This window comes from Cupriavidus sp. OTU4054 (genome assembly GCF_038440175.1).
GTDB classification, from domain to species: Bacteria; Pseudomonadota; Gammaproteobacteria; order Burkholderiales; family Burkholderiaceae; genus Cupriavidus; species Cupriavidus pauculus_D.
Genome location: NZ_JASATF010000051.1, coordinates 1 through 22,684 on the forward strand (window position 1 = coordinate 1; position 22,684 = coordinate 22,684).

General features: G+C 67.2%; 16 protein-coding genes. 5 read left to right on the plus strand and 11 right to left on the minus strand.

Translation table 11 applies throughout. From position 1 onward, the window contains the following. From AAHB16_RS31845 to AAHB16_RS31860, 4 genes are all read left to right on the plus strand, one after another. Positions 1-974: L-serine ammonia-lyase (locus AAHB16_RS31845; protein ID WP_342052859.1), on the plus strand; the 974-nt coding region annotated here is incomplete at its 5' end. A gap of 78 nt (positions 975-1,052) precedes the next feature. After that, entirely contained in the window at positions 1,053-1,802 is a 750-nt protein-coding gene (locus AAHB16_RS31850; RefSeq protein ID WP_150373401.1) for an MBL fold metallo-hydrolase, read from the plus strand. A 23-nt stretch (positions 1,803-1,825) separates the two neighbouring features. Further along, positions 1,826-2,290, plus strand: coding sequence for an OsmC family protein (locus AAHB16_RS31855; RefSeq protein ID WP_342052860.1), 465 nt, complete (start codon positions 1,826-1,828; stop codon positions 2,288-2,290). A 143-nt stretch (positions 2,291-2,433) separates the two neighbouring features. Then, entirely contained in the window at positions 2,434-2,919 is a 486-nt protein-coding gene (locus AAHB16_RS31860) for a YMGG-like glycine zipper-containing protein (RefSeq protein WP_150373399.1), read from the plus strand. Between the two features lie 34 nt (positions 2,920-2,953). Here AAHB16_RS31860 and AAHB16_RS31865 read toward each other — a convergent pair whose 3' ends face one another. The 3 genes from AAHB16_RS31865 to AAHB16_RS31875 form a co-directional block, all read right to left on the minus strand. Then, entirely contained in the window at positions 2,954-4,069 is a 1,116-nt protein-coding gene (locus AAHB16_RS31865; protein ID WP_150373398.1) for a YbdK family carboxylate-amine ligase, read from the minus strand. Then, positions 4,069-5,292 carry a cation:proton antiporter gene (locus tag AAHB16_RS31870; protein ID WP_191002159.1) on the minus strand — a complete coding sequence of 408 codons (1,224 nt, stop codon included), beginning with the start codon at positions 5,290-5,292 and terminating at the stop codon, positions 4,069-4,071. Before AAHB16_RS31870 ends, AAHB16_RS31865 begins: the two co-directional genes overlap by 1 nt. A 133-nt stretch (positions 5,293-5,425) precedes the next feature. Beyond that, positions 5,426-7,447 carry a hypothetical protein gene (locus tag AAHB16_RS31875; protein ID WP_342052861.1) on the minus strand — a complete coding sequence of 674 codons (2,022 nt, stop codon included), beginning with the start codon at positions 7,445-7,447 and terminating at the stop codon, positions 5,426-5,428. A 152-nt stretch (positions 7,448-7,599) separates the two neighbouring features. Between AAHB16_RS31875 and AAHB16_RS31880 the strand changes: the two genes are divergently transcribed. Next, positions 7,600-8,388, plus strand: coding sequence for a hypothetical protein (locus AAHB16_RS31880; RefSeq protein ID WP_342052862.1), 789 nt, complete (start codon positions 7,600-7,602; stop codon positions 8,386-8,388). Positions 8,389-8,508: 120 nt separating this feature from the next. On the opposite strand, the gene AAHB16_RS31885 is transcribed toward AAHB16_RS31880, so the two are convergent. From AAHB16_RS31885 to atpG, 8 genes are all read right to left on the minus strand, one after another. After that, positions 8,509-9,660 (minus strand): branched-chain amino acid ABC transporter substrate-binding protein, encoded by a 1,152-nt coding sequence (locus AAHB16_RS31885; protein ID WP_150373394.1) that lies wholly within the window; start codon positions 9,658-9,660, stop codon positions 8,509-8,511. 144 nt (positions 9,661-9,804) lie between these two features. Beyond that, on the minus strand, positions 9,805-13,779 hold the full coding sequence (putA, locus tag AAHB16_RS31890; protein WP_342052863.1) for a trifunctional transcriptional regulator/proline dehydrogenase/L-glutamate gamma-semialdehyde dehydrogenase: 3,975 nt from the start codon (positions 13,777-13,779) through the stop codon (positions 9,805-9,807). A gap of 150 nt (positions 13,780-13,929) precedes the next feature. Continuing rightward, the gene (locus tag AAHB16_RS31895) at positions 13,930-16,281 is read right to left on the minus strand and encodes a primosomal protein N' (protein WP_446718155.1); all 2,352 of its coding nucleotides are present in this window, start codon (positions 16,279-16,281) and stop codon (positions 13,930-13,932) included. 547 nt (positions 16,282-16,828) lie between these two features. Next, positions 16,829-17,917 carry a uroporphyrinogen decarboxylase gene (hemE, locus tag AAHB16_RS31900; RefSeq protein ID WP_150373391.1) on the minus strand — a complete coding sequence of 363 codons (1,089 nt, stop codon included), beginning with the start codon at positions 17,915-17,917 and terminating at the stop codon, positions 16,829-16,831. Positions 17,918-17,998: 81 nt separating this feature from the next. Then, entirely contained in the window at positions 17,999-18,955 is a 957-nt protein-coding gene (locus AAHB16_RS31905; protein WP_342052865.1) for an alpha/beta hydrolase, read from the minus strand. Between the two features lie 883 nt (positions 18,956-19,838). After that, the gene (locus tag AAHB16_RS31910; RefSeq protein WP_109585342.1) at positions 19,839-20,255 is read right to left on the minus strand and encodes a F0F1 ATP synthase subunit epsilon; all 417 of its coding nucleotides are present in this window, start codon (positions 20,253-20,255) and stop codon (positions 19,839-19,841) included. 60 nt (positions 20,256-20,315) lie between these two features. Beyond that, positions 20,316-21,719, minus strand: a complete 1,404-nt coding sequence (gene atpD, locus AAHB16_RS31915) for a F0F1 ATP synthase subunit beta (protein ID WP_150373389.1) — start codon at positions 21,717-21,719, stop codon at positions 20,316-20,318. Between the two features lie 33 nt (positions 21,720-21,752). Then, positions 21,753-22,628 (minus strand): F0F1 ATP synthase subunit gamma, encoded by an 876-nt coding sequence (gene atpG / locus AAHB16_RS31920; protein ID WP_150373388.1) that lies wholly within the window; start codon positions 22,626-22,628, stop codon positions 21,753-21,755. Positions 22,629-22,684: the final 56 nt, after the last annotated feature.

The following is a 22,684-nucleotide window of genomic DNA, read 5'->3' on the forward strand; positions in this document are numbered from 1 at the left end:
CCCCCGCCGCCGCGCGGCGCGCGCCCCGCTACCTGTCGGTGGGCGGCGGCTTCGTCGTGACCGCGGGCGCGCCGAACACGCAGGTCCTGACCGCGGCGCGGCAATTGCCGCACCCGTTCACGACCGGGCGCGCGATGCTCGACATGGCCCGCGAGAGCGGCAAGTCCATCGCGCGGCTGATGCTCGAGAACGAACTCACGTGGCGGACGGAGGCGGAGGTCACGGACGGCCTGCTCCATATCTGGGACGTGATGCAGCGATGCGTCGCGCGCGGCTGCCGCACCGAGGGCGAGCTGCCCGGCCCGTTCAAGGTCCGCCGGCGCGCGCCCGAGCTGTATCGCAACCTGACGGAGCGCGCGGAGCGCACGCTGTCCGATCCGCTCTCGGTGATGGACTGGGTCAACCTGTATGCGATGGCCGTCAACGAAGAGAATGCGGCGGGCGGTCGCGTCGTGACGGCGCCGACCAACGGCGCGGCGGGCATCATTCCGGCCGTGCTGCATTACTACGATCGCTTCGTACCTGGCGCCAACCGCGCGGGCGTTGTCGACTTTCTGCTGACGGCGGGTGCGATCGGCCTCCTCTACAAGCTCAACGCCTCGATCTCGGGGGCCGAGGTCGGCTGCCAGGGCGAGGTCGGCGTGGCGTGCTCGATGGCCGCGGGCGCGCTGGCGGCCGTGCTCGGCGGCACGCCCGAGCAGGTGGAGAATGCCGCGGAGATCGGCATGGAGCACAACCTCGGCCTGACCTGCGATCCCGTCGGCGGCCTCGTGCAGATTCCGTGCATCGAGCGCAACGCGATGGCCTCGGTCAAGGCGGTCAATGCCGCGCGCATGGCGCTGCGCGGCGATGGCACGCACTACGTATCGCTCGACTCGGTCATCAAGACCATGCGCGAGACGGGCGCGGACATGAAGACGAAGTACAAGGAAACCGCGCGCGGCGGACTCGCCGTGAATATCGTGGAGTGCTGATCGGCACGGCGCGGGCTTGCGGCCGGCGGGAGCGCGCGTATGATCCTGTTGCGCCCCCCTAACAAGAATGCCACGGCCATGCAGACCTTCCACCAGTTGTTCGACGACGTCTCGTCGACCTTCACCTACCTGCTCATCGACCGCGATACGCGCGAGGCACTGCTGATCGACCCCGTCGACCGGCAGCTCGACCGCGACATGGCCCTGCTCGCCGCCGAGGGCGCGCGGCTCGCATGGGTCGTGGAAACGCACGCGCACGCGGACCACATCACATCGGCCGGCCACGTCGCGCAGCAGACCGGCGCGCACACCGCCGCGCCGTCGGGCTGCGATATCAAGCCGGCGCAGAAACAGCTGATCGATGGCGATACGCTGACTTTCGGCAACCAGGTCCTGCGCGCCATGCACACTCCCGGGCACACGGCCGGCAGCATGAGCTACCTGTGGGACGAGCCGGTGCCGGAAGGCACGGTGCGCCGCGTGTTCACCGGCGATGCGCTGCTGATCGACGGGTGCGGCCGCACCGACTTCCAGTCCGGCGATGCGGGCACGCTCTACGACAGCCTGACGCAGAAGCTGTTCCGCCTGCCCGACGACACGCAGGTCTATCCCGCGCACGACTACAAGGGCCGCACGTCGTCGTCGATCGCGCAGGAACGCGCGCATAACAGCCGCGTGGCGGGACGCTCGCGCGACGAGTTCATCGCGATGATGCGCACGCTCGACCTGCCGCGTCCCAAACTGATCGATATCGCCGTCCCGGCCAACCAGCAGCTGGGCCTGCATGGCCGCGAGCGCGACGGCGAACGCGTGCCGCACGGCGCCTGATTTCAACTGCAAGGGGGAACGACATGTCCGAATACACGACCGAGGTGCTGTGGGAGCGGGGCGAGCAGGATTTCCTCGACAAGCGCTATAGCCGCCGCCATCTGATCCGCTTCGACGGCGGCCTCGAGATCCCCGGCTCCTCTTCGCCGCACGTGGTGCCCGTGCCGCTGTCCGATGCATCGGCCGTGGATCCCGAAGAGGCGTTCGTGGCGTCGCTATCGACCTGCCATATGCTCTGGTTTCTGGGGCTCGCGGCGAAGGCGGGATTCCGCGTCGATCGCTATGTGGACAAGGCCGTCGGCGTGATGGAAAAGAATCCCGAAGGCCGCATCGCGATGACGGTGATCACGCTGCGCCCCGACGTGGCGTTCTCGGGCGAACGCGTTCCCACGCGCGAAGACCTCGACCGGCTCCATCACGCGGCACACGACGCGTGCTATATCGCGAACTCGGTGAAGTCGGAAGTGCGCTGCGAGCCTGTCTACTGAAGCCTGAACGCGCACGACTGCCATCGCAGAAAACCGCGCTTATATCGCCCTCGGCGCGCGCGATTTTATTCAATTGACGTGCCCCCGGGCCGCTGCAAATACTGGCGGCAAGCGCGCGATGTGGATCGCGCCGGGGAGTGGCCATGACATCCATCAGCATCTTATCCACAGGCGTCGCCGGCGCGGCCGCGCTGGCGCTCGGCCTCGCCGGCATGGCGCACGCGCAGGGCAAGCCCGTTGCGTATCCGGCCAAGGGGCAGTCGGCCGAACAGCAGGCCAGCGACGACGACGCCTGCATCGGCTGGGCGAAACGGCAGACGGGTGTCGATCCGGCGCAGCTTGCCGCCGCGCCGCCCCCCGCGCAGGCGCCCTCGGGGCAACGTGTGCGCGGCGCGGCCGGAGGCGCGGCCATGGGTGCGGTGGCGGGCGCGATCGGTGGCGACGCCGGCAAGGGCGCCGCGGCGGGCGCGGCGGTCGGCACGATGGCCGGCGGCATGCAGCATCGGCAGCAGCGCCGCGAAACCGAGGCACAGAACGCGCAGGTATCGGCCGGCAACCAGCAGGCGATCAGCGCCTACTGGCAGGCCTGGCGCGCGTGCATGAGCGGCAAGGGCTACACCTTGCAGTGAGGGGGCGCCGTACCGCGATATCCGCGCGGAAGCCTTACGCTTCCCAGCGTTCGCATGTCAGCCGTACCGTGTCGCGCAGGCTGTGCGCCTCCGCATCGGCCGCGCGTACCCAGCTCGCATCCCCATCGCGCCGTTCGGCGAGCGCGCGGATATTGGCGAGTGCGTCGAGCGACCCCAATGCCTCCGCGTGCGGCACCAGTGCATCGCAGATGGAAATGATGTGGTCCGCGATCGGCATGCGCGTGAGTTCGTTCGGATGGACGTATTCGCCATCGAGACCGAACCGGCACGCCTGGAAGCGGTTGAACGTGTAGACGAGGTAGTCGTCTTCCTGCGGCATGAACGGGCGCGACAGCAGCAGATAGCGCGACAGCGCCTGAATATAGGCCGCGATATCGCACGCGCGCGTCACCGTCAGCGGCGTGTCCATGACGCGGACTTCGATGGTGCCGAATTCGGGCTTGGGACGGATATCCCAGTAGAAGTCCTTCATGCTCTCGATCACGCCGGTCTTGCGCATCTTCTCGAAGTACGCGGCAAAACCATCCCACGTGAGCACGTGCGGCGCGCGACCGCTCATCGGGAACGCGGCCACCGAATTCAGGCGCGCCGACGCGAAGCCGGTATCCACACCCTGCACGTACGGCGACGACGCGGCCAGCGCGATGAAGTGCGGCACGTAGCGGCCGATTGCATGCAGCAGGAACAGCGACTCGTCCGCACTGGGACAACCGATATGCACGTGCTGGCCGAATACCGTGAACTGCTTGGCCAGATAGCCATAGAGTTCGGAGATGTACTGGTAGCGCGGCGAGTCGGAGATCGTGCGGTCCGACCATTGCTGGAACGGATGGGTGCCGCCGCCGCAGATGCCGAGATTCAGCGACTTCGACGCGGTGCTCATGAGGTCGCGCATCGTGGTCAGTTCGTCGAGCGCCTGCGCGTAGTCGCGGCAGATGCCCGTGCTGATCTCGATCATCGACGGACTGATCTCGGGCTTGATATCGCCGGCATGCTGGGCGCCCTTGAGCGCGCGCAGCAGATCGGGCGCGAAGGGCGCGAGGTCATAGTCGTGACGATTGACGAGCTGCAGCTCGAGCTCGACGCCGAAGGTCAGCGCCTCGGAATGCTTGAACGGTTCGAGCGACATCAGCGCCCTCCTCCATTGCTGCGGACCTCGCCCGCATAGCGCAGGGCCCAGGCCGTGATGAGCGGGCTCACCAGTTGTTCGATCGCGAGCGCGCAGAGGATGATCGACGCCAGCGGGCCACCCGTGCTCGGGTAGAGCCGCGCGATATCGCTCATCAACAGGTACGCGAGGCCGGACATCGGCGTGAGCGCGAGGCCGAGCGCCATGCACTGGCGCAGGCTCAGCCCCGAGAACGATCCGAGCGACACCACGCCGATCAGCTTGGCCACATGCCGCATTACCACGAGCACCAGCGCCAGCATACCGCCGACGACCCAGTCATGGGCGGTGAGCGGCAGGCCCAGCGAGACGACCATGACGATGATCAGCAGGCTGCCCGCGCTGCCGAAGTGCGTCGGCCAGACATGCGGCTGGCGGTCCTGATGCTTGAACACGATGCCCGCGAGCAGCAGCGTGAGCGGCATCGACAGCTTGAGCACGCGCGTCAGCGCCAGCGTGAACAGCACGAGCCCCACAAGCACGAGAAAACTGTAGTGATCGTCCGCGGACATGCGGGTGTAGATCGCGTGGCCCACCTTCCCCACGACCCATGCGAGCAGGCACGAGCCCACGAGCAGATAGAGCGGATGGAGCAGCGCGGCGCCGATATTGCCGTATTCGGAGTGGAGCCAGCCCGTGGCGACCTGGACGATCGCGGCGGCATAGATACTGTTGAGCGCCGCCATCGCCATCAGCCGCTCGGTCACCTGCCCCTCGGCGCGCAGCTCGTTCTTGAGCTGGAGCACGATGGTCGGCGATGTGCTCACGGCGATACCGCCGGCGAGGATCGCGACGCCGGGCGACGCGCCCAGCCATTGCAGCACGAACGCCACGAGGCCCCAGGTCAGCAGGCTTTCGGCCGCGCTCGTAAACAACAGCCACCGGTTGGCGCGCAGCCACGACAGCGAGAGCCGGTGCCCGAGCTCGAACAGCGCAAGCGCGAGCGCCATGTCGATGAGCACGCGCGTCTGCGCGATCATGTTGTCGTCGACGATGCTGCGTCCCAGCGTACCCGCGAACAGCCCCACCACCGCGTACCCGACGATGCGCGGAAAGCCCAGCCAGCGCCGCCCGAGTTCGCCGGCGAGTCCCGCGCCGATCAGCGCGAGCCCGACCCAGAACAGGCCGCTCGGGGCCAGGGGCAGCGTGGGAAAAAGTTGACTCAGTCCATTCATGGGCGACATGGTAACGGAAGCACTTCAAATTGCTTGTCGGGGTTTGTCCGACAGTGTTTGCATTCCGCACGCATATCGCGTGAACAGCAAGTAAAAAGCACCATCGTCGCCGATGGTGCTTTTTGTAGTTTTTTCAGTCAGGCTAGACGCCCCAGATCTTCCATGCCGGGCGCGTCTCTTTGAGCCCCGCTTCCACCTTGGCGTATAGCCCCCGCGTGCGACCCTTCTCGGCCCCCTGCGCGCGGGCGCGCTCGAACCAGCCCAGCGCGACCTCCCGCTGCGCGAGTCCGAGTGCGGCCTGCGTGGCAAGCAGGCACGTCTCGGCATCCCAGTCGTCCCGCACGGCAATCGCGGCCGTGAAATCGGCCAGCGCCTCCTCGTGGCGCCCTTCGCCGACGAGGATCCGCGCGCGCTGGACGCGTGGGGGCGCCTGATCGTACGGATCGCCCTCGGTCAGCGCGACGGCGGCTTCGAACAACGGCAGCGCGCGGCCGATATCGCCGAGGTCGCGCCAGACGCCGCCGAAGCGGTTGTGCAGCCACGGATCCTCCACCACGAGCGCGCGGCGCTGGAGCGCCTCGATCTCGTCGAGCGCGTGGGCACGGTCATGCGCATCCATCGCGGGTACGCCCGCGCCCAGCAGCGCCGCATAATGCGCGCGCGTATGCGCCATCGCATGGCCGGCCTCGCTGCGGGCCTCCACGGGCAGCGCGTCGAGCCGCGCGTCCATGCGCGCGAGCGCTTCGGTGGCGGTGGCCAGCGCTTCGCTGCCGCCGATGCGCGCCCAGGCGCCCATCATGCGGCTGAACGCCCAGCCGACGCGCGACGGATCGCGCTCGACCGGATGGCGTTCGAGCACTTCGGCGGCCAGGTCGAGCACCTGCTGCCACTGGCCCGCGCCCGCGTACGCGTCGAGCATGTCGATCCAGTGCTCGATGAAATCGCTGGCGGCCATGCCCTTGCGATGCAGCGCGAGCCGTTCCTCCAGATGCGCGGCATCGGCCGGCAGGCTGCGGGCCAGCAGACCGCAGAGCTGCGAATAGATATGGGGGTCGGCGTTGCCGCCATGGCCTCTCTCGTCGCCGTCACCCGACGCGAAGTACTGCTCGAACCGCTCCAGCCCCGTGCGGCAGGCCTGGACCACCACGGGCTGCAGCGCGGCGCGCGCGGCCGGCACGTCGTCGATGAAGTCCTGCAACGCGGCGGCCGCCCGGTAATAGCCCGCGCCATCGTCGCTCGCGGCCGTCAGCGCAAAGCCCTGCCACGCGGGCGGCGCGCCCGGCTCGGTCGCCGCATGGCGCCATGCCAGTTCGCGTACCTGTGCCTGCGGATCGGGTTGCTGGCGCAGATACACGGCCAGGTCGTCGAGCGCGCCGGCGCGATCGTCGCCCAGCCGCAGCGGGGCGCGCAGCCGGCGCGCCTCGGGGTGGTCGGGCGCGTCCGCGAGAATGCGCGCGGCCTGTTCGGCGGCCAGCGCGTCGCCGGCTTCGGGCTCGAGGTCCAGCAGGTCGGGCGAGTCGAGCGCGATGCGGCCGAGGCAGGCCCGGATCAGCGGCTCGGCGGCCGGGCCACCTGCGGCATCGGCAGCTTCCGCGGCGTCGATGTGGGCCTTCACCAGCGGCAGGATGTCCGCCGCGCCGAGATCCGGCGCGCGGTACAGCAGATCGTGCCAGTAGCGCCCGGCGCGCGCGAAGTCCTCGAGTTCGTAGGCGGCCAGGCCCGCGTAGAAGTGCGCGGCCCACTCGCCCGTGGCCAGGCCGTTGCGCTGCGCGGCTTCGTGCAGCCAGTTCAGCGCCTCGCGCTGCCGGCCCGCGCGCAGCAGCAGCGTGCCGTACTGGTGCGCCAGCAATCCCTGCGAGGCCAGGCGATGCATGGGGGCCAGCGCGGCGTCCGCATCGGCGGGGGCCGCCAGCCGTGCCATGGCCTCGTCCAGCGCGGCGAGCGCGGCCGGCAGATCGCCGGCGTCGGCCAGCAATTGCGCGCGCAGCGTGGCGTGGTCGACCACATCCGGCTCGTTCAGCCAGAGCTGCTCGGCGATGCGGAGCGCCTCGTCCTGGCGTCCCGCCCCGGCCAGCGCGACCGCGCGCTCGTAGCTCACATCCTGCACCGACGGCTCCTTCGGAGAAAATTCAGCAAGTGCGGAATTATGCGCCAGCCGCGCCATGTCCTAGTGAGAGAACAAGAGGGAAAAGGCGCCTGTTTCGGCTTGCCTGCCGAACGGTTTCCCGCCCTGCCGCGCCGCATTTGGACAGATGGCGATTTCGGCACCCGCCGGCGCCGGGCTATAAAGGACGTTCCATTTCAATGGAGACGGTCATGCTTCGATGGGTTGCCAAGGGATTGCTGCTCCTGATATTAGGCGGCACGACGGTCGCCGTGGTCGTACGGGTGCACCGGTCCGCCGGCGATGCCGGGACCGTACCCGACGCTGCGCCCGCACCGGCGGACGCGTCAGGCCTGCCGCCGATTCAGGCCCCCGCCGCGCCAGGAGCCGTCGCGGGCGCGGCTGTGGGCAACCGGCGTGGCGACTCGGGTGGTGACGCGGGTGGCAACCCGGATGGCAACCCGGGACGCGACGCCGGCGACCCCAGCGGCCTCGCGGATCTGCAGGCCGTCGGACACGCGCTCATGACGGCCACTCACCCGGCCGAACGCGGCGCCCTGCTCGCCCGGCTCGATCCGATCCGCCTGCGCGCGGTCCGCCAGTACCTGACGCGGAATCCGCCCGTCTTCGACGGACCGCGCCACCACGTCGCCGTGTTCGACGCCGAGCGCTATGGCAACTGGCTGACCGCGCGCGCCGATGTGGATGCCCATTTGCGCAATGGCGCGATGATCGAGGTGCTCGCCGACTACCTCCAGCAATCCAGCCGCGATGCGACGCTGGACACGCGCGCGATAGCGACGCTCGCGACGCTGCCCGATGCGGTGGAGGTGGCGGAGGTACTGATCGCGCGCGGACAACGCGCCGCGGTGGAGGCGCGGCTGCACGCGCTGGAACATGGCGCGGCCGGCGACGAAGGGACGCTCGATACCGTGGAGCAGGCACGGCTGGCGCTGATGATCGCGGCGGACGATCTGGAGACGACCACCAACGTCGATTGAGTGTGCGGCGCGGAGGGATGGACACCCACGACAGGACACCAACGACGCCGGGCCGATATCGAACCGGCCCGGCGGGACAAACTAGCGAAACAAAAGCTGGCGAAACAAAGCCAGGGTGGCTTACTTGCCGCCGACCGTCTCCAGCACGGTCCACTTGCCGTCAGCCACCTTGTAGACGGTGATACCGCCGTCCTTCAGGTCGCCACGCGCGTCATAGGCCAGCGTCTTCGTGGTCACGCCCGGCATGCTGGTCGCGGCCAGCACCGGCAGGTAGCGCGCCGGATCGGCCGAACCCGCCTTGATCATCGCCGTCATCATCGCGGTGGCGCCGTCATAGGCGTACGGCGAATACGTCTGCACCTTGCTGCCGAAGCGCTTCTCGTACTTCTTCTCGTACGCGGCGCCGCCGGGCATCTGTTCCAGCGGCAGGCCGGCCAGCGACACCACGGTGCCATCCGACGACGAACCCGCGAGCTTCAGGAAGTTGTCGGTCTTGGACATTTCGCCCGACACCAGCGGTGCCTTCAGACCCAGTTCCTTGATCTGCTTGGCCATCGGCGCCGATTGCGTTTCCGCGCCGCCGTAGAAGATCACGTCCGGGTTGCTGCGCTTGATGTTGGTCAGCACGGCCTTGAAGTCCACGGCCTTGTCGTTGGTGAACTCGCGGCGCACGATCTTGCCGCCGGCGGCCTTGGCGGCCTTCTCGAACTCGTCGGCCAGACCCTGGCCGTAGGCGGTGCGGTCATCCACGATCGCGATGTTCTTCGCGCCGAGCTTCTTCACCACGTACGCGCCGATCACCGAACCCTGCTGGGTGTCGGACGTCATCATGCGGAACGTGGTCTTGAAACCCTGCTTCGTGTACTCGGGCGCGGTCGCCATCGCAATCTGCGGAATGCCCGCGCGGTTGTAAACCATCGACGCCGGGATGCTGGTACCCGAGTTGAAATGGCCCAGCATGCCCTGGATGCCCGCATCCACGAGCTTCTGCGCGACGACGGAACCGGTCTTCGGATCGGCCTGATCGTCTTCGGAGACCAGCACGAACTTCACTTCCTTGCCGCCGATCTTCGGCTTGGTGGCGTTCATGTCCTCGATCGCGAGAACCACGCCGTTCTGCATGTCCTTGCCGTATTGCGCCTGGCCACCGGTCATCGGTGCGGCGAAACCCAGCTTGATTTCCTGCGCCTGCGCAAACGCGGCCGAGGCCATGGTCAGCCCGGCAACGGTCATCGCGATCGTCATGGCCGTCTTGTGGAAGGTCGTGCTCATCAGTTCTCCTTGGTCCCATCTATGCCGATGTAGTCGGCGTTTATTGCGGTCCGGCGTGGCAGTACCGGACCCATCACTGGTTGTGCGACGGCCGCGGGATCGCCGCGCCGTCACCCCCTTAAGATATGCCGACGGCCGAGGCGCTCAGCCGATCGTCATCAAGCTTGCATTGCCCCCCGCCGCGGCCGTGTTGACCGACAGCGAGCGCTCGATCAGCAAACGCTCGAGCGCGATATTCGGTTCACCGTGCGCCAACCCCTGCACACCGACGATCGGGCCCGGACGCGCGGCCACCTGTTCGCAAACCGTGCGGAGCTGGTCCGAATCGCCGTGATGCAGCACAGCATCGAATGCGGCATCGGCGGACGACCAGTCGCCACGATCGGCAACGAGGCGGACGCGCGATTGTACTGCCTTGGGCAGGCGTGCCAACAGACCCTTCGAGAGCGGGATATCGGCCCATGTTGCCTCCGCGCCAACGGCCAGTACCGCGGCCAGTTGCAGCGCCAGGTCGGACTCCTGCTGCGCGAGGCACAGCACGCGCTCGCGCGGCAGCAGCGAGTACGTGTTGCGTTCGCCGGTCGGGCCCGGCAGCGTGGCCGACAGGCCGGACGGCGAGGCGGCCGCAAACTGCTCGCAGGCGGCGGCCAGTGCCGAATCGCCCTCTCCCTGCGCCCACGTCTTCAGCGCTTCCAGCGCGTTCGCGCCCGGCCGCAGTGCTTCGGGCGCGCCGGTCACGTCCGAGGCGCGCACGGTGCGGACCACCGCGTCCTGCGGGCACACCGACAGCAGGCGATGCAGATACAGCGGACCGCCGGCCTTGGGACCCGTGCCCGACAGGCCTTCGCCGCCGAACGGCTGCACGCCCACGACCGCGCCCACGATGTTGCGATTCACATACAGGTTGCCGACATGCGCGCGGCCCACGATATGCGCGATCGTTTCGTCGATCCGCGTATGGATGCCGAGCGTCAGGCCGTAGCCGGTGCCGTTGATCTGGCCGATCAGCGTGTCCAGCGACGCGCGCGGGAAACGCACCACGTGCAGCACGGGGCCGAACACTTCGCGCTGCAGCTCCTCGATGCTGTCGAGCTCGATCAGCGTCGGCGGCACGAACGTGCCGTGGCGGCAGGCAGCGGATTCGGCGGCGGCGGCATCGGCCTGGTGCACGCGGCGGCCCTTGGCGCGCATCGCGTCGATATGGCGCACGATATTGCCGCGCGCTTCCTCGTCGATCACGGGGCCGACATCGACCGACAGCCGGTCCGGATTGCCGAGCGCGAGTTCGCGCATCGCGCCCTTGAGCATCTCCACGACGCGGTCCGCCACATCTTCCTGGAGGCACAGCACGCGCAGCGCCGAGCACCGCTGGCCCGCGGAGTCGAACGCCGACGTGACCACGTCGCCGACGACCTGTTCCGCCAGCGCGGACGAGTCCACGATCATCGCGTTCTGGCCGCCGGTCTCGGCGATCAGCGGCACCGGGCGGCCCGCCGCGTCGAGGCGGCCCGCCACGTTGCGCTGAAGCAGGCGCGCGACTTCGGTCGAGCCCGTGAACATCACGCCCTTCACGCGCGCGTCGCCCACGAGCGCGGCGCCCACGGTTTCACCGCGGCCCGGCAGCAGTTGCACGGCACCGGCCGGCACGCCCGCTTCGCGCAGCAGGCGCACGGCCTGCGCGGCGATCAGCGGTGTCTGTTCGGCCGGCTTGGCCAGCACGGTATTGCCCGCCGCGAGTGCCGCGGCGACCTGGCCCGTGAAGATCGCCAGCGGGAAGTTCCACGGGCTGATGCAGACCACGGGACCGAGCGGGCGATGCGTATCGTTGGAGAAGCTTTCGCGCACCTGCACCGCGTAATAGCGCAGGAAGTCCACGGCCTCGCGCACTTCGGCGATCGCGTTCGAGAACGTCTTGCCGGCCTCTCGCATGATCACGCCCATCAGCGACTGCATCTGGGCTTCCATCAGGTCTGCGGCACGCTCCAGCGCGGCGGCGCGCACTTCGGGAGGCGTGGCCTGCCAGATCGGCGCGGCATTCACGGCGGCGGCCAGCGCGGCTTCCACCTCGGCCGGCGTGGCCTCGCTCACATGGCCCACGACGTCGCGATGGTCGGCCGGGTTCAGCACCGGCGCAAGTACCGCGTCGGCGCGATCCACCTCGGCGCCCAGCAGCGGCTCCGCCCGTACCTGCTCGCTGGTGCCGGCCAGCAGCGCGGACGAGAGCGACGCCAGACGGTGCTCGTTGGACAGGTCGATGCCCGCCGAATTGGCGCGCGAATCGCCGTACAGCGTGCGCGGTTGCGGAATGCGCGGATGCGGCTGGCCCAGGACGCCTTCTTCGCGGTGCATGTCCTCGACCACGGCGACCGGATCGGCCACGAGCTCGTCGAGCGCGATGGTCTCGTCGGCGATGCGGTTCACGAACGAGGTGTTCGCGCCGTTCTCGAGCAGACGGCGCACGAGGTACGCAAGCAGCGTCTCGTGCGTGCCCACCGGTGCGTAGATGCGGCACGGCCGGCCGAACTTGCCGTCGGCGATGGCGCCCACCACCTGGTCGTACAGCGGCTCGCCCATGCCGTGCAGGCACTGGAACTCGTACTGGCCGGGGTAATAGTTCTGGCCCGCGATCTGGTAGATCGCCGACAGCGTATGCGCGTTGTGCGTGGCGAACTGCGGATAGATCGCATCGGGCACGGACAGCAGCTTGCGCGCGCACGCGATGTACGACACGTCGGTGTAGACCTTGCGCGTGTAGACCGGATAGCCCTCGAGCCCGTCCACCTGCGCGCGCTTGATCTCGGTGTCCCAGTACGCGCCCTTGACCAGGCGGATCATCAGGCGATGGCGGCTGCGGCGCGCGAGGTCGATCAGGTAGTCGATCACGAACGGGCAACGCTTCTGGTAGCCCTGCACCACGAAGCCGATACCGTTCCAGCCCGCGAGCTCGGGCTCGAAGCAGAGGCGCTCGAGCAGATCGAGCGAGATCTCGAGGCGGTCCGCCTCTTCCGCGTCGATATTGATGCCGATATCGTACTGGCGTGCCAGCATCGTCAGCGACTTCAGGCGGCCGTACAGTTCGCCGATCACGCGCTCGTGCTGGGCACGGCTATAGCGCGGGTGCAGCGCCGACAGCTTGATCGAGATGCCCGGGCCTTCGTAGATGCCGCGGCCGCGCGATGCCTGGCCGATCGCGTGGATCGCCTGCTCGTAGGAGGCCAGGTATTTCTGCGCATCGGCCTCGGTCATCGCGGCCTCGCCGAGCATGTCGTACGAATAGCGGAAGCCCTCGGCTTCGTACTTGCGCGCGTTGGCCAGCGCTTCGGAGATCGTTTCGCCGGTCACGAACTGCTCGCCCATCAGGCGCATGGCCATGTCCACGCCCTTGCGGATCAGCGGTTCGCCGCCCTTGCCGATGATGCGCGTGAGCGCCTTCGACAGGCCGGCTTCCGTATGCGTCGCCACGAGCTTGCCGGTCAGCAGCAGGCCCCACGTCGCCGCGTTGACGAACAGCGAGGGGCTCTGCCCGAGGTGCGACTGCCAGTTGGCGCCGCTGATCTTGTCGCGGATCAGCGCGTCGCGCGTGGCCTTGTCGGGAATGCGCAGCAGCGCTTCGGCCAGGCACATCAGCGCCACGCCTTCCTGCGACGACAGCGAGAACTCCTGGATCAGGCCCTGCACGAGCCCTTCGCGGCCAGTGCCCACCTTCTGCTCGCGCAGCCGGCTCGCCAGCGTCTTGGCCATCTTGATGGCGGCCTCGCCCTGCTTCTGCGGCAGGCGGGCCTGCTCCAGCAGCACGGGCACGCACTCGGTCTCCGGACGGCGGTAGGCCGACGTGATGGCGGCACGCAGCACGGACTGCGGCTGGATGCTCTGCGCGAATTCGAGGAACGGCTGCGGCATGGCGTCGCCCGCGACCTCGCCCGCGTCGGTGCCATCGGCATCAGTCACGGCGGCGGCACCGGCTTCCGCGGGCAGCTGTCCGCGTTCCACCTGCTCCAGGTACGTGAAGATGGCCTGCTTGATCAGCCAGTGCGGGGTGCGGTCGATGGATTGGGCGACGCGCTTGAGGCGTTCGCGCGATGCGTCGTCGAGCTTGACGCCGAGCGTAGTGGTGGCCATGCGAGGAGATCTCCGGAAAGCGGGAACAGGCGCGAGCCTGCGGGACTGTGCGCATATTACGCGCGGCCCGCCCGAAGGTGCAACCTAGTGCAACCACTTAATTGCAACCGCTGAATGCGGGTTGCACTTTCGCCACACGCGCGATGGCAGTCAGATGCGCAGCGGGTCGATCTCCAGCTGCCAGCGGACGCCGCGCCCCGCGTCGCCAAGGGTGTCCAGCGACGGCAACCAGCCTGCCACGAATCGTTGCAGCAGTGGGCGGGAGCCCGCCTCGATCAGCATCTGCGCGCGTTCCTTGTTGAAGACGCGGACCATCGACATCGGCACCGGATCGTGGAGTTGCACCTCCTCGGCGCCGGCGCAACCCTCGGCGGCCTCGCGCGCGGCGCGCAGGAAGGCGAGCGACCGTTCGAGTTCGCGATGCTCGGCCGTCAGCAGCACCTGGTACGCGAAGGGCGGCAGGCAGGACTGGCGGCGCTCGCGCAACTGGCTCGCCGCGAAGCCGTCGTAGTCGTGGCGGGCCAGCGCCTGGAGGGCCGGCGCATCGGGGTATCGGGTCTGGATCAGCACCTCGCCCGCAAGTCCGGCGCGCCCCGCGCGGCCGGATACCTGCATCAGCGATGCGAACAGATGCTCGGCCGCGCGGAAGTCATGGCTGAACATCGCCGCGTCCGGATGCACGATGCCCACCAGCGTCACGCGCTGGAAGTCGTGGCCCTTGGCAACCATCTGCGTGCCGACCAGGATATCGACCTCGCCGGCGTGCACACCGTCGAACATCGCCTGCGCGCTGCCCTTGCGGCGCGTCGAGTCCGCGTCGATGCGGGCCACGCGGGCCTGCGGAAACCGTGCGGCGAGCGCCTCCTCGATGCGCTGCGTGCCACGGCCCAGCGGGGCGATATCGACGTTGCCGCAGTCCGGGCAGTGGTGCGGCACCGGCGACTCCAGGCCGCAGTGGTGACAGCGCAGCCGCCGCTCGGGACGGTGCAGCACCAGGTACGCCGAACAGCGCGGACAGCCCGACAGCCAGCCGCAGCTGTCGCAGGCCAGCACGGGGGCGTACCCGCGGCGATTGAGGAACAGCAGGCTCTGCTCGCCGCGGGCGAGCCGGGCCTCGATCGCCTCGATCAGCGGTTGCGACAGGCCCTCGTACATCGGCCGCTGCCGCTGGCGCTCCATATTGAGGTCGATCAGGCGAACCGTCGGCAGCGCGGCATCGGCCTGCGCGCGCTCGCGCAGCACGAGCTTGCGATAGGCACCCTGCTCCGCGCGCCACCATGTCTCCATCGACGGCGTGGCCGATCCGAGCACCACGGGTATTCCCAATTGCTTCGCGCGCCAGACGGCAAGATCGCGCGCGGAGTAGCGGAGCCCCTCCTGCTGCTTGTAGGACGTGTCGTGCTCCTCGTCCACGACGATCAGGCGCAGGTTCGGCGCCGACGCCATGATGGCCATGCGCGTGCCCAGCACGATCCGGGCCTCGCCCGTATGCGCGGCCAGCCATTGCAGGCTGCGCTCCTGATCCGCGAGGCCACTGTGGAGCACGGCAAGCGGCAGGGCCGGGAACCGCGCGGCGACGCGCGCCTGCAACTGCGGCGTCAGGTTGATTTCGGGGACCAGCATCAGTACCTGCGCGGTGGAGTCGGCGGCGAGCACCGTCTCCATTGCGTGCAGGTAGACCTCGGTCTTCCCGCTGCCCGTGACGCCGTGCAACAGGAACGGCGCGTACCCGGTGGCGTGGCCGATGGCGGCGACAGCAGCCTCCTGCTCCGCGTGCAGCGCGGGGCGCGGCGACGGCGGCCGGCCGGGCGCGACCTCGAGCAGCGGGCCGATCGCGCGCGATTCCTCGACCCATCCGGCCGCCACCCATTCGGCTAGACGCGCGGGCGCGGCGCTGCAATGGGTACGCGCCACCGGTAACGGCATCCAGTCGCCTCCCTCGCCCTCGCTGCCCGCCTCGGGGCCGTTCGCGATCAGCGCCTCCGCCAGTGCCACCACCGTCTTCGCGCGCGCGGGTACCGCGGCGCGCAGCGCGTCCGCAGTGCCCGGCAGCAGGCGGTAGCGGACCGTCCGTGCCCGGTCGCCAAGACGCGCCCAGGTGTCGGGCTCGCGCAGCGAGGGGGGTAGCGAGGGCAGCATCACCTCGCCAAGACGGCGCTGATAGTAGCCGGCGGCAAAGCGCGCGAGCGCGATCCATGCCGGCGCAAGCGGGGGCAGCCAATCGACACGCGCGGCAATGGGACGAATGCGATCCTCGGGAACGTCCGAATGGTCGGCTACCGCGACAACCACGCCGACGGCGCTGCGGCGCCCGAACGGCACGACGACGAGCTCACCCGGCGCGGCAAAAGCGCCATCGGGCCCTTCGGCCAGGTAGTCGAAGCAGTCGTCGGCGGGCGTGTCGATCGCCACGCGGGCAATCCGGGCCGCGGGCAAATGTGCGCCCATTGTCTGTGGTCCCGACGCGACGCCGGCGGCGTCCGGAGCCGCTTCAGTCACCATGGCATGGGCCGCGACGGTGCATGCGGGGTGCGCGGTGGTTGTGCACGGGAGTCTGCGGGAACGGGCAAGGCGAAGTCTGTGTGCGGCGCAACATCAACTTAAAGTAAAACTTCAAATGTGACCCTAAGTCGATGATAGATGAATGGTTTTCCAGGCCTCGCCGCGCCCCTGTGGATAACTTTGTTGAAAAGTCAGGCGATCTACCCTGCAACCCCCACGAAACAAGGCTTCCATCGTCTTCGCAAGCCCGTTTGAAGAACATTCAAAGCCTTTAAAATCAAGGAGTTGCCTATATCCCCCGACAGGGCTAAGGGGTAACCCGCTCGTGCAGTGCCGCAAACCTATCGGTGTGCATAAGTCAAGCCTTGACACGCGCTGCGGGGCACCTTTTTGGCGAAAGCTGGCGAAATAGTTTACTTGACACCGCGCCGGAAGCGCCTCTCAGGCTACCACCGGCAGCCATGTGCACGCATCGCTGCGGCGCGGGGTAAACAGCCGTTCGATTCTCATGCCGTCTTTCCCCCCGCCTTTCGCCATCCTGGCGGGGTCAGCCTTGCCCGCGCAGCGTCCGGCTGTAAGCGTGCACTTCGTCTGCGAGCACCGCCACGTTCTCTGGCGGCGTGAACTGCGAGATGCCGTGGCCAAGATTGAACACATGACCGTCGCTGCCGCCGCCGGCCGCGTAGCTGTCGAGCACATTGCGCACCTGTGCCCGAATCGCCGCTTCCGGCGCAAACAGCACGGTCGGATCGATATTGCCCTGCAGCGCCACACGCCCTGCCGTGCGGCGGCGTGCCTCGGCCAGGTTCACGGTCCAGTCGAGCCCGATCGCATCGGGACCGATCGCGGCAATCTGTTCCAGCCACAGTCCGCCGCCCTTCGTGAAGACGATGGCGGGCACCTGCTGCCCGTCGTGTTCGCGGCGCAGGCCTTCGAGCACGCGGCGCATGTAGGCGAGCGAAAACGCCTGGTACATGCCGTCGGCAAGCGCGCCGCCCCAGGTATCGAAGATCATCACGGCCTGCGCGCCCGCCTCGATCTGCGCGTTCAGGTAGGCCGAAACGGCCTGTGCATTGGTCTCGAGAATGCGATGCATGAGGTCGGGCCGGCCGTACATCATGCTCTTCACCGTACGGAAGTCGTCCGAGCCGCCACCTTCGACCATATAGCAGGCCAGTGTCCACGGGCTGCCCGAGAAGCCGATCAGCGGCACGCGCTGCTGGCCGTCGCGTACCAGCGCGCGGCGGATCTCCGACACCGCGTCGAACACGTATTGCAGCGATGCCATATCGGGCACCGCCAGCTTCGCGACGTCGGCTTCATTGCGTACCGGATGGGCAAAGCGCGGCCCCTCGCCCTGCGCGAACGACAGCCCGAGGCCCATCGCGTCGGGCACGGTCAGGATGTCCGAGAACAGGATCGCGGCATCGAGCGGATACCGGTCCAGCGGTTGCAGCGTGACCTCGGTCGCGTAGGCGGGGTTCTTCGCCAGGCCGAGAAAGCTGCCCGCGCGGGCGCGAGTGGCGTTGTACTCGGGCAGATAACGGCCCGCCTGGCGCATCAGCCAGAGCGGCGTGTATTCGGTCGGTTGCCGGCGCAGCGCCCGCAGGAAGGTGTCGTTCTGCAGTACGGTCATGTTGGTCTCTCGTGAGACCGCCATTCTACGGGACACGTCGGTCCCGGACACCTTCCTTCATCGAACCGGCCCCGCTGTTGTTCAGACGTCGTCGGCAATCGAACGGAAAGCCTCGGCCGCGCGGCGCATCCATTCGCGCGCACGGGGCGCTTCCGGCTGCAGGCGCGCGAAGCCGTGGGTCATGCCGCTGGCCTCGATCGTCACCACCGGCGCGTCATGCCGCACGAGGAAATCCGCATAGGCAAGCCCGTCGTCGCGGAGCACATCGTTGGCGGCAACCAGCACGACACTCGCGGGCGGCTGGCGGGACGGCGCCGAGGCCATCAGGTACAGACGCGGATCGTCGTTCTCCGCGCCGCGCGCAAGGGCCGCATCGCCGGCGAACTGGGTCCAGAACCAGTGCATCTCGTCGCGCGTCAGCCCCACGCCATCCCCGAAGGCGCGATAGCTTTCCGTCGTCAGCACCGGAGATGCGACGGGGTAGATCAGCAGCTGCGCGTTGACCACATCGGCGCGCGCCCCCGCGTTGACGGTGGCGGCGGCCTGCGCGGCAAGATGGCCGCCCGCGCTATCGCCCGCCACCGCGAGGAATCCGGTCGCGAAGCCCAGCGCTTCGCGCTGCGTCGCGAACCATTCCACGGCCCCCGTGGCGTCCTCGCAGGGTGCGGGGAACGCGCACTCGGGCGCCAGCCGGTAATCGACGCTCGCCACCGCGCAGCCGGTGTCCGCCGCCAGCAGCGCCGCAACCGTATGGTGCGTGCGCGGCGAGCCGACGACCCAGCCGCCGCCATGGAAGTACACGATCAGACGTGGGGTATCGATGCCGGCCGGCCGGAACAGCCGCGCCGGCAGGTCGCGGCCCGGCAGCGGCACGACGAGATCGGCGACCGTCATGCCGTCGGGGTCCGGCAGTTGCGACAGCGCGGCCACTTCCTCGAATCGCGCGCGCCGTTCGGGCGCTGTAACGGGTACGGGTGCGCCCGCAAAATGGGCCGCCGTGCGCTGGTAGTAAGCGAGAAGCTGGGGATCGATCGCCATGGGAATACGAAAATCTACGGTGAATGTAAAATCACCGCGGCAGTTTAATGGACGCGGGCGGTGAAAAATGTGTTCGGTGCGACGTTTCCAATCGTAACGTTGAATGCGGTATCGAACACAATTCCGTTTTGCCGAAAATGCTTACCCCCGGAAAGTAGGGGGCGGGCATTATTACAGGCAAAAAAACGTAATCCATTCAGGCCATTAGCGTGCAAGTGATCGCTCATTGCCCGTGGCACAAAATGCAACTGAAAGTGGCGTGGAGGTAGCGGGAAACGCTCAAAAGTGTTTGAAGCGCCGTATTTTTCGCCGCCGCTCTTTCATCTACTTGCAAAACGATACATTTTGTTACTGCCTTCCCCTAAAGTTTCCCCCACAATGCATTGACACACCCAGCGTTGGGCGGCGTTGACGCCAGCTAAAGACGACGAACAAGGGTGGGGAATGAGAAGACGGCGATCCAGTGAGGTATCGATGTGAATGTATCGATAAACGCACTGGCGCTTGAAGTCAGCTTGAAGAAAGCCTGAAGACGTACCCCAGATTTACCGGACCAGCAGCATGCGAAACAACATCGTGCGACGTGCTGGCCCGGCTCACCAGGAAGACCGACGACGCTAGGACCAAGACTAGTACCGAAACTAGTACGGAACTTGGAATCTGCGCCTTGTAAGTTATCCTGAACCGAACCCGTTCCTTCGAATTGACCCCTCGAAGGGATTTTCCCGTCCGCGCGGAGCCTCCCCGGCCCGCGCGCTTTTTTTTGCGGTTCAGGAGACGAAATATATCGTCGCTTCGACAAAAAAGGCAGCCACGCGGCTGCCTTTTTTGTTCCGCTCCGCGTTCCGCACCCAAAAAACAACAGGTGCGATCCGCGGGCCGATTACTTCTTCCGACGCAGGCGTGCGATGGCGGCCAGCTGGGCTGCTGCCACGGCCAGCTCGCTTTGCGCACGCGCCAGGTCGAGGTCACTGCTCTGGTTCTGCATCAGCTCTTCCGCCGCGCGCTTGGCTTCCTGAGCCTTCGCTTCGTCCAGGTCGCCACCGCGAATCGCGGTGTCGGCCAGCACGGTCACGTGCTTCGGCTGGACCTCGAGAATGCCGCCGGCCACGAACACGAATTCTTCGCTGCCGTCTTCCTTCTCGATGCGCACCGGACCAGGCGCGATGCGCGTGATCAGCGGCGTGTGGCCGGGCAGAATGCCCAGCTCGCCGGCTTCACCGGGCAGCGCCACGAACTTCGCCTGACCGGAGAAGATCGACGCTTCCGCGCTGACGACGTCTACAAGAATGGTTGCCATGTGAACTCCTATGTCCAATCGCGTTGCCGCCCCGCAAGGATGCGGGGCGTGTGGCAATGCTTACTGGAGCTTCTTGGCCTTCTCGAAGGCTTCGTCGATCGAGCCGACCATGTAGAACGCCTGCTCGGGCAGGTGATCGCACTCGCCGTCCACCAGCATCTTGAAGCCGCGGATGGTTTCCTTCAGCGGCACGTACTTGCCCGGCGAACCCGTGAACACTTCGGCCACGTGGAACGGCTGCGACAGGAAACGCTGGATCTTACGCGCGCGGGACACCGACAGCTTGTCTTCCGGCGACAGTTCGTCCATGCCCAGAATCGCGATGATGTCGCGCAGTTCCTTGTAGCGCTGCAGCGTCTGCTGAACGCGGCGGGCCACTTCGTAGTGCTCGGTACCGACGATCTGCGGATCCAGCTGGCGCGAGGTCGAGTCGAGCGGATCGACGGCGGGGTAGATACCCAGCGCGGCGATGTCACGCGACAGCACGACGGTCGAGTCCAGGTGGAGGAAGGTCGTTGCGGGCGACGGGTCGGTCAAGTCATCCGCCGGCACGTACACGGCCTGGATCGACGTGATCGAGCCAGTCTTGGTGGACGTGATGCGTTCCTGCAGCTTGCCCATTTCTTCGGCCAGCGTCGGCTGATAGCCCACGGCCGAAGGCATACGGCCCAGCAGTGCCGACACTTCCGTACCGGCCAGCGTGTAGCGGTAGATGTTGTCGACGAAGAACAGGATGTCACGGCCTTCGTCGCGGAAGCGCTCGGCCATCGTCAGGCCGGTCAGCGCCACGCGCAGACGGTTGCCCGGCGGCTCGTTCATCTGGCCGAACACCATGGCCACCTTGTCGAGCACGTTCGAGTCCTTCATTTCGTGGTAGAAGTCGTTCCCTTCACGGGTACGCTCGCCCACGCCGGCGAACACCGACAGACCGCTGTGCTGCTTGGCGATGTTGTTGATGAGCTCCATCATGTTGACGGTCTTGCCCACGCCAGCACCACCGAACAGACCCACCTTGCCGCCCTTTGCGAACGGGCAGACCAGGTCGATCACCTTGATGCCGGTTTCCAGCAGGTCAACCGACGGCGACAGTTCGTCGAACTTCGGTGCCTTCTGGTGAATCGCGCGCTTCTCGTCGGCGGCGATCGGGCCTGCCTCGTCGATCGGGCGACCCAGCACGTCCATGATGCGGCCCAGCGTACCGTGGCCAACCGGCACGGAGATGGGAGCACCCGTGCCCTTCACGGCCATGCCGCGGCGCAGGCCGTCGGACGAACCCAGTGCGATGGTACGCACCACGCCGTCGCCGAGCTGCTGCTGCACTTCGAACGTCAGACCCTTTTCAGCGAACGACGCATCGCCGGACTCTTCCAGCGTGAGGGCGTCGTACACCTTCGGCATGGCATCGCGCGGGAACTCGATGTCCACCACGGCGCCAATACACTGCACAATATTTCCGATACTCATTTCGTATCTCCGATAGCTTGAATACTTGACGCCTTAAACCGCCGCAGCACCGCTGACGATTTCCGACAGCTCCTTCGTGATCGCTGCCTGACGGGTCTTGTTGTAGACCAGTTGCAGTTCGCCAATCACGTTCTTCGCGTTGTCGGATGCAGCCTTCATGGCCACCATGCGCGCCGATTGTTCGGACGCCATGTTCTCGGCCACTGCCTGGTACACGAGCGCCTCGACGTAGCGAACGAGCAGTTCCTCGATCACGGTCTGGGCGTCCGGCTCGTAGATGTAATCCCACGAGTAGGCACGCTTTTCGTCTTCGGTCTGGGTCAGCTTGTCTGCCGACAGCGGCAGCAGTTGCTCGAACACCGGTTCCTGCTTCATCGTGTTGATGAAGCGCGTGTACGCCAGGTACACGGCGTCGACTTCACCATTGGTGAAGGCGTCGAGCTGAACCTTGATCGCGCCGATCAGCTTTTCCAGATGCGGGGTGTCGCCAAGATGCACGACGTGCGAAATCACCTTTGCGCCGATACGGCCCAGGAACTGCATGCCCTTGGTACCGATCGCGGTGGACTGGACGTCCACGCCACGGCCCTGCAGGGTCTTCAGCTCGTTGGTCACCGTACGCAGCACGTTCGTGTTCATGCCGCCGCACAGACCCTTGTCGGTCGTCACCACGATCAGGCCGGCACGCTTGATGTCGCGTGCCTGCAGGAACGGATGCTTGAACTCGGGGTTGGCCGAGGCCAGGTGCGCCGCGATGTTCCGCACTTTTTCAGCGTAGGGACGGGCGTTACGCATCCGCTCCTGCGCCTTGCGCATCTTGGACGCGGCGACCATTTCCATCGCCTTGGTGATCTTGCGCGTGTTTTGCACGCTCTTGATCTTGGTTCGAATTTCTTTCGTTCCGGCCATATCTTCCTCTCCATTCGTGCCGTGGGGGGGGGGCGGGGGGCGCCGGCCGCGCCGGG

Excerpts from the sequence above, each read along its gene's own strand:
- AAHB16_RS31850 (WP_150373401.1), top strand. The coding sequence starts at position 1,053 with ATGCAGACCTTCCACCAGTTGTTCGACGACGTCTCGTCGACCTTCACC.
- atpG (WP_150373388.1), bottom strand. The coding sequence starts at position 22,628 with ATGGCCGGAACGAAAGAAATTCGAACCAAGATCAAGAGCGTGCAAAAC.
- AAHB16_RS31865 (WP_150373398.1), bottom strand. The coding sequence starts at position 4,069 with ATGTCGCTCGAACCGTTCAAGCATTCCGAGGCGCTGACCTTCGGCGTC.
- AAHB16_RS31855 (WP_342052860.1), top strand. The coding sequence starts at position 1,826 with ATGTCCGAATACACGACCGAGGTGCTGTGGGAGCGGGGCGAGCAGGAT.
- AAHB16_RS31860 (WP_150373399.1), top strand. The coding sequence starts at position 2,434 with ATGACATCCATCAGCATCTTATCCACAGGCGTCGCCGGCGCGGCCGCG.
- AAHB16_RS31885 (WP_150373394.1), bottom strand. The coding sequence starts at position 9,660 with ATGAGCACGACCTTCCACAAGACGGCCATGACGATCGCGATGACCGTT.
- hemE (WP_150373391.1), bottom strand. The coding sequence starts at position 17,917 with ATGACCGTACTGCAGAACGACACCTTCCTGCGGGCGCTGCGCCGGCAA.
- AAHB16_RS31910 (WP_109585342.1), bottom strand. The coding sequence starts at position 20,255 with ATGGCAACCATTCTTGTAGACGTCGTCAGCGCGGAAGCGTCGATCTTC.
- AAHB16_RS31870 (WP_191002159.1), bottom strand. The coding sequence starts at position 5,292 with ATGTCGCCCATGAATGGACTGAGTCAACTTTTTCCCACGCTGCCCCTG.
- AAHB16_RS31895 (WP_446718155.1), bottom strand. The coding sequence starts at position 16,281 with ATGGTGACTGAAGCGGCTCCGGACGCCGCCGGCGTCGCGTCGGGACCA.
- AAHB16_RS31905 (WP_342052865.1), bottom strand. The coding sequence starts at position 18,955 with ATGGCGATCGATCCCCAGCTTCTCGCTTACTACCAGCGCACGGCGGCC.
- putA (WP_342052863.1), bottom strand. The coding sequence starts at position 13,779 with ATGGCCACCACTACGCTCGGCGTCAAGCTCGACGACGCATCGCGCGAA.
- AAHB16_RS31875 (WP_342052861.1), bottom strand. The coding sequence starts at position 7,447 with ATGGCGCGGCTGGCGCATAATTCCGCACTTGCTGAATTTTCTCCGAAG.
- atpD (WP_150373389.1), bottom strand. The coding sequence starts at position 21,719 with ATGAGTATCGGAAATATTGTGCAGTGTATTGGCGCCGTGGTGGACATC.
- AAHB16_RS31880 (WP_342052862.1), top strand. The coding sequence starts at position 7,600 with ATGCTTCGATGGGTTGCCAAGGGATTGCTGCTCCTGATATTAGGCGGC.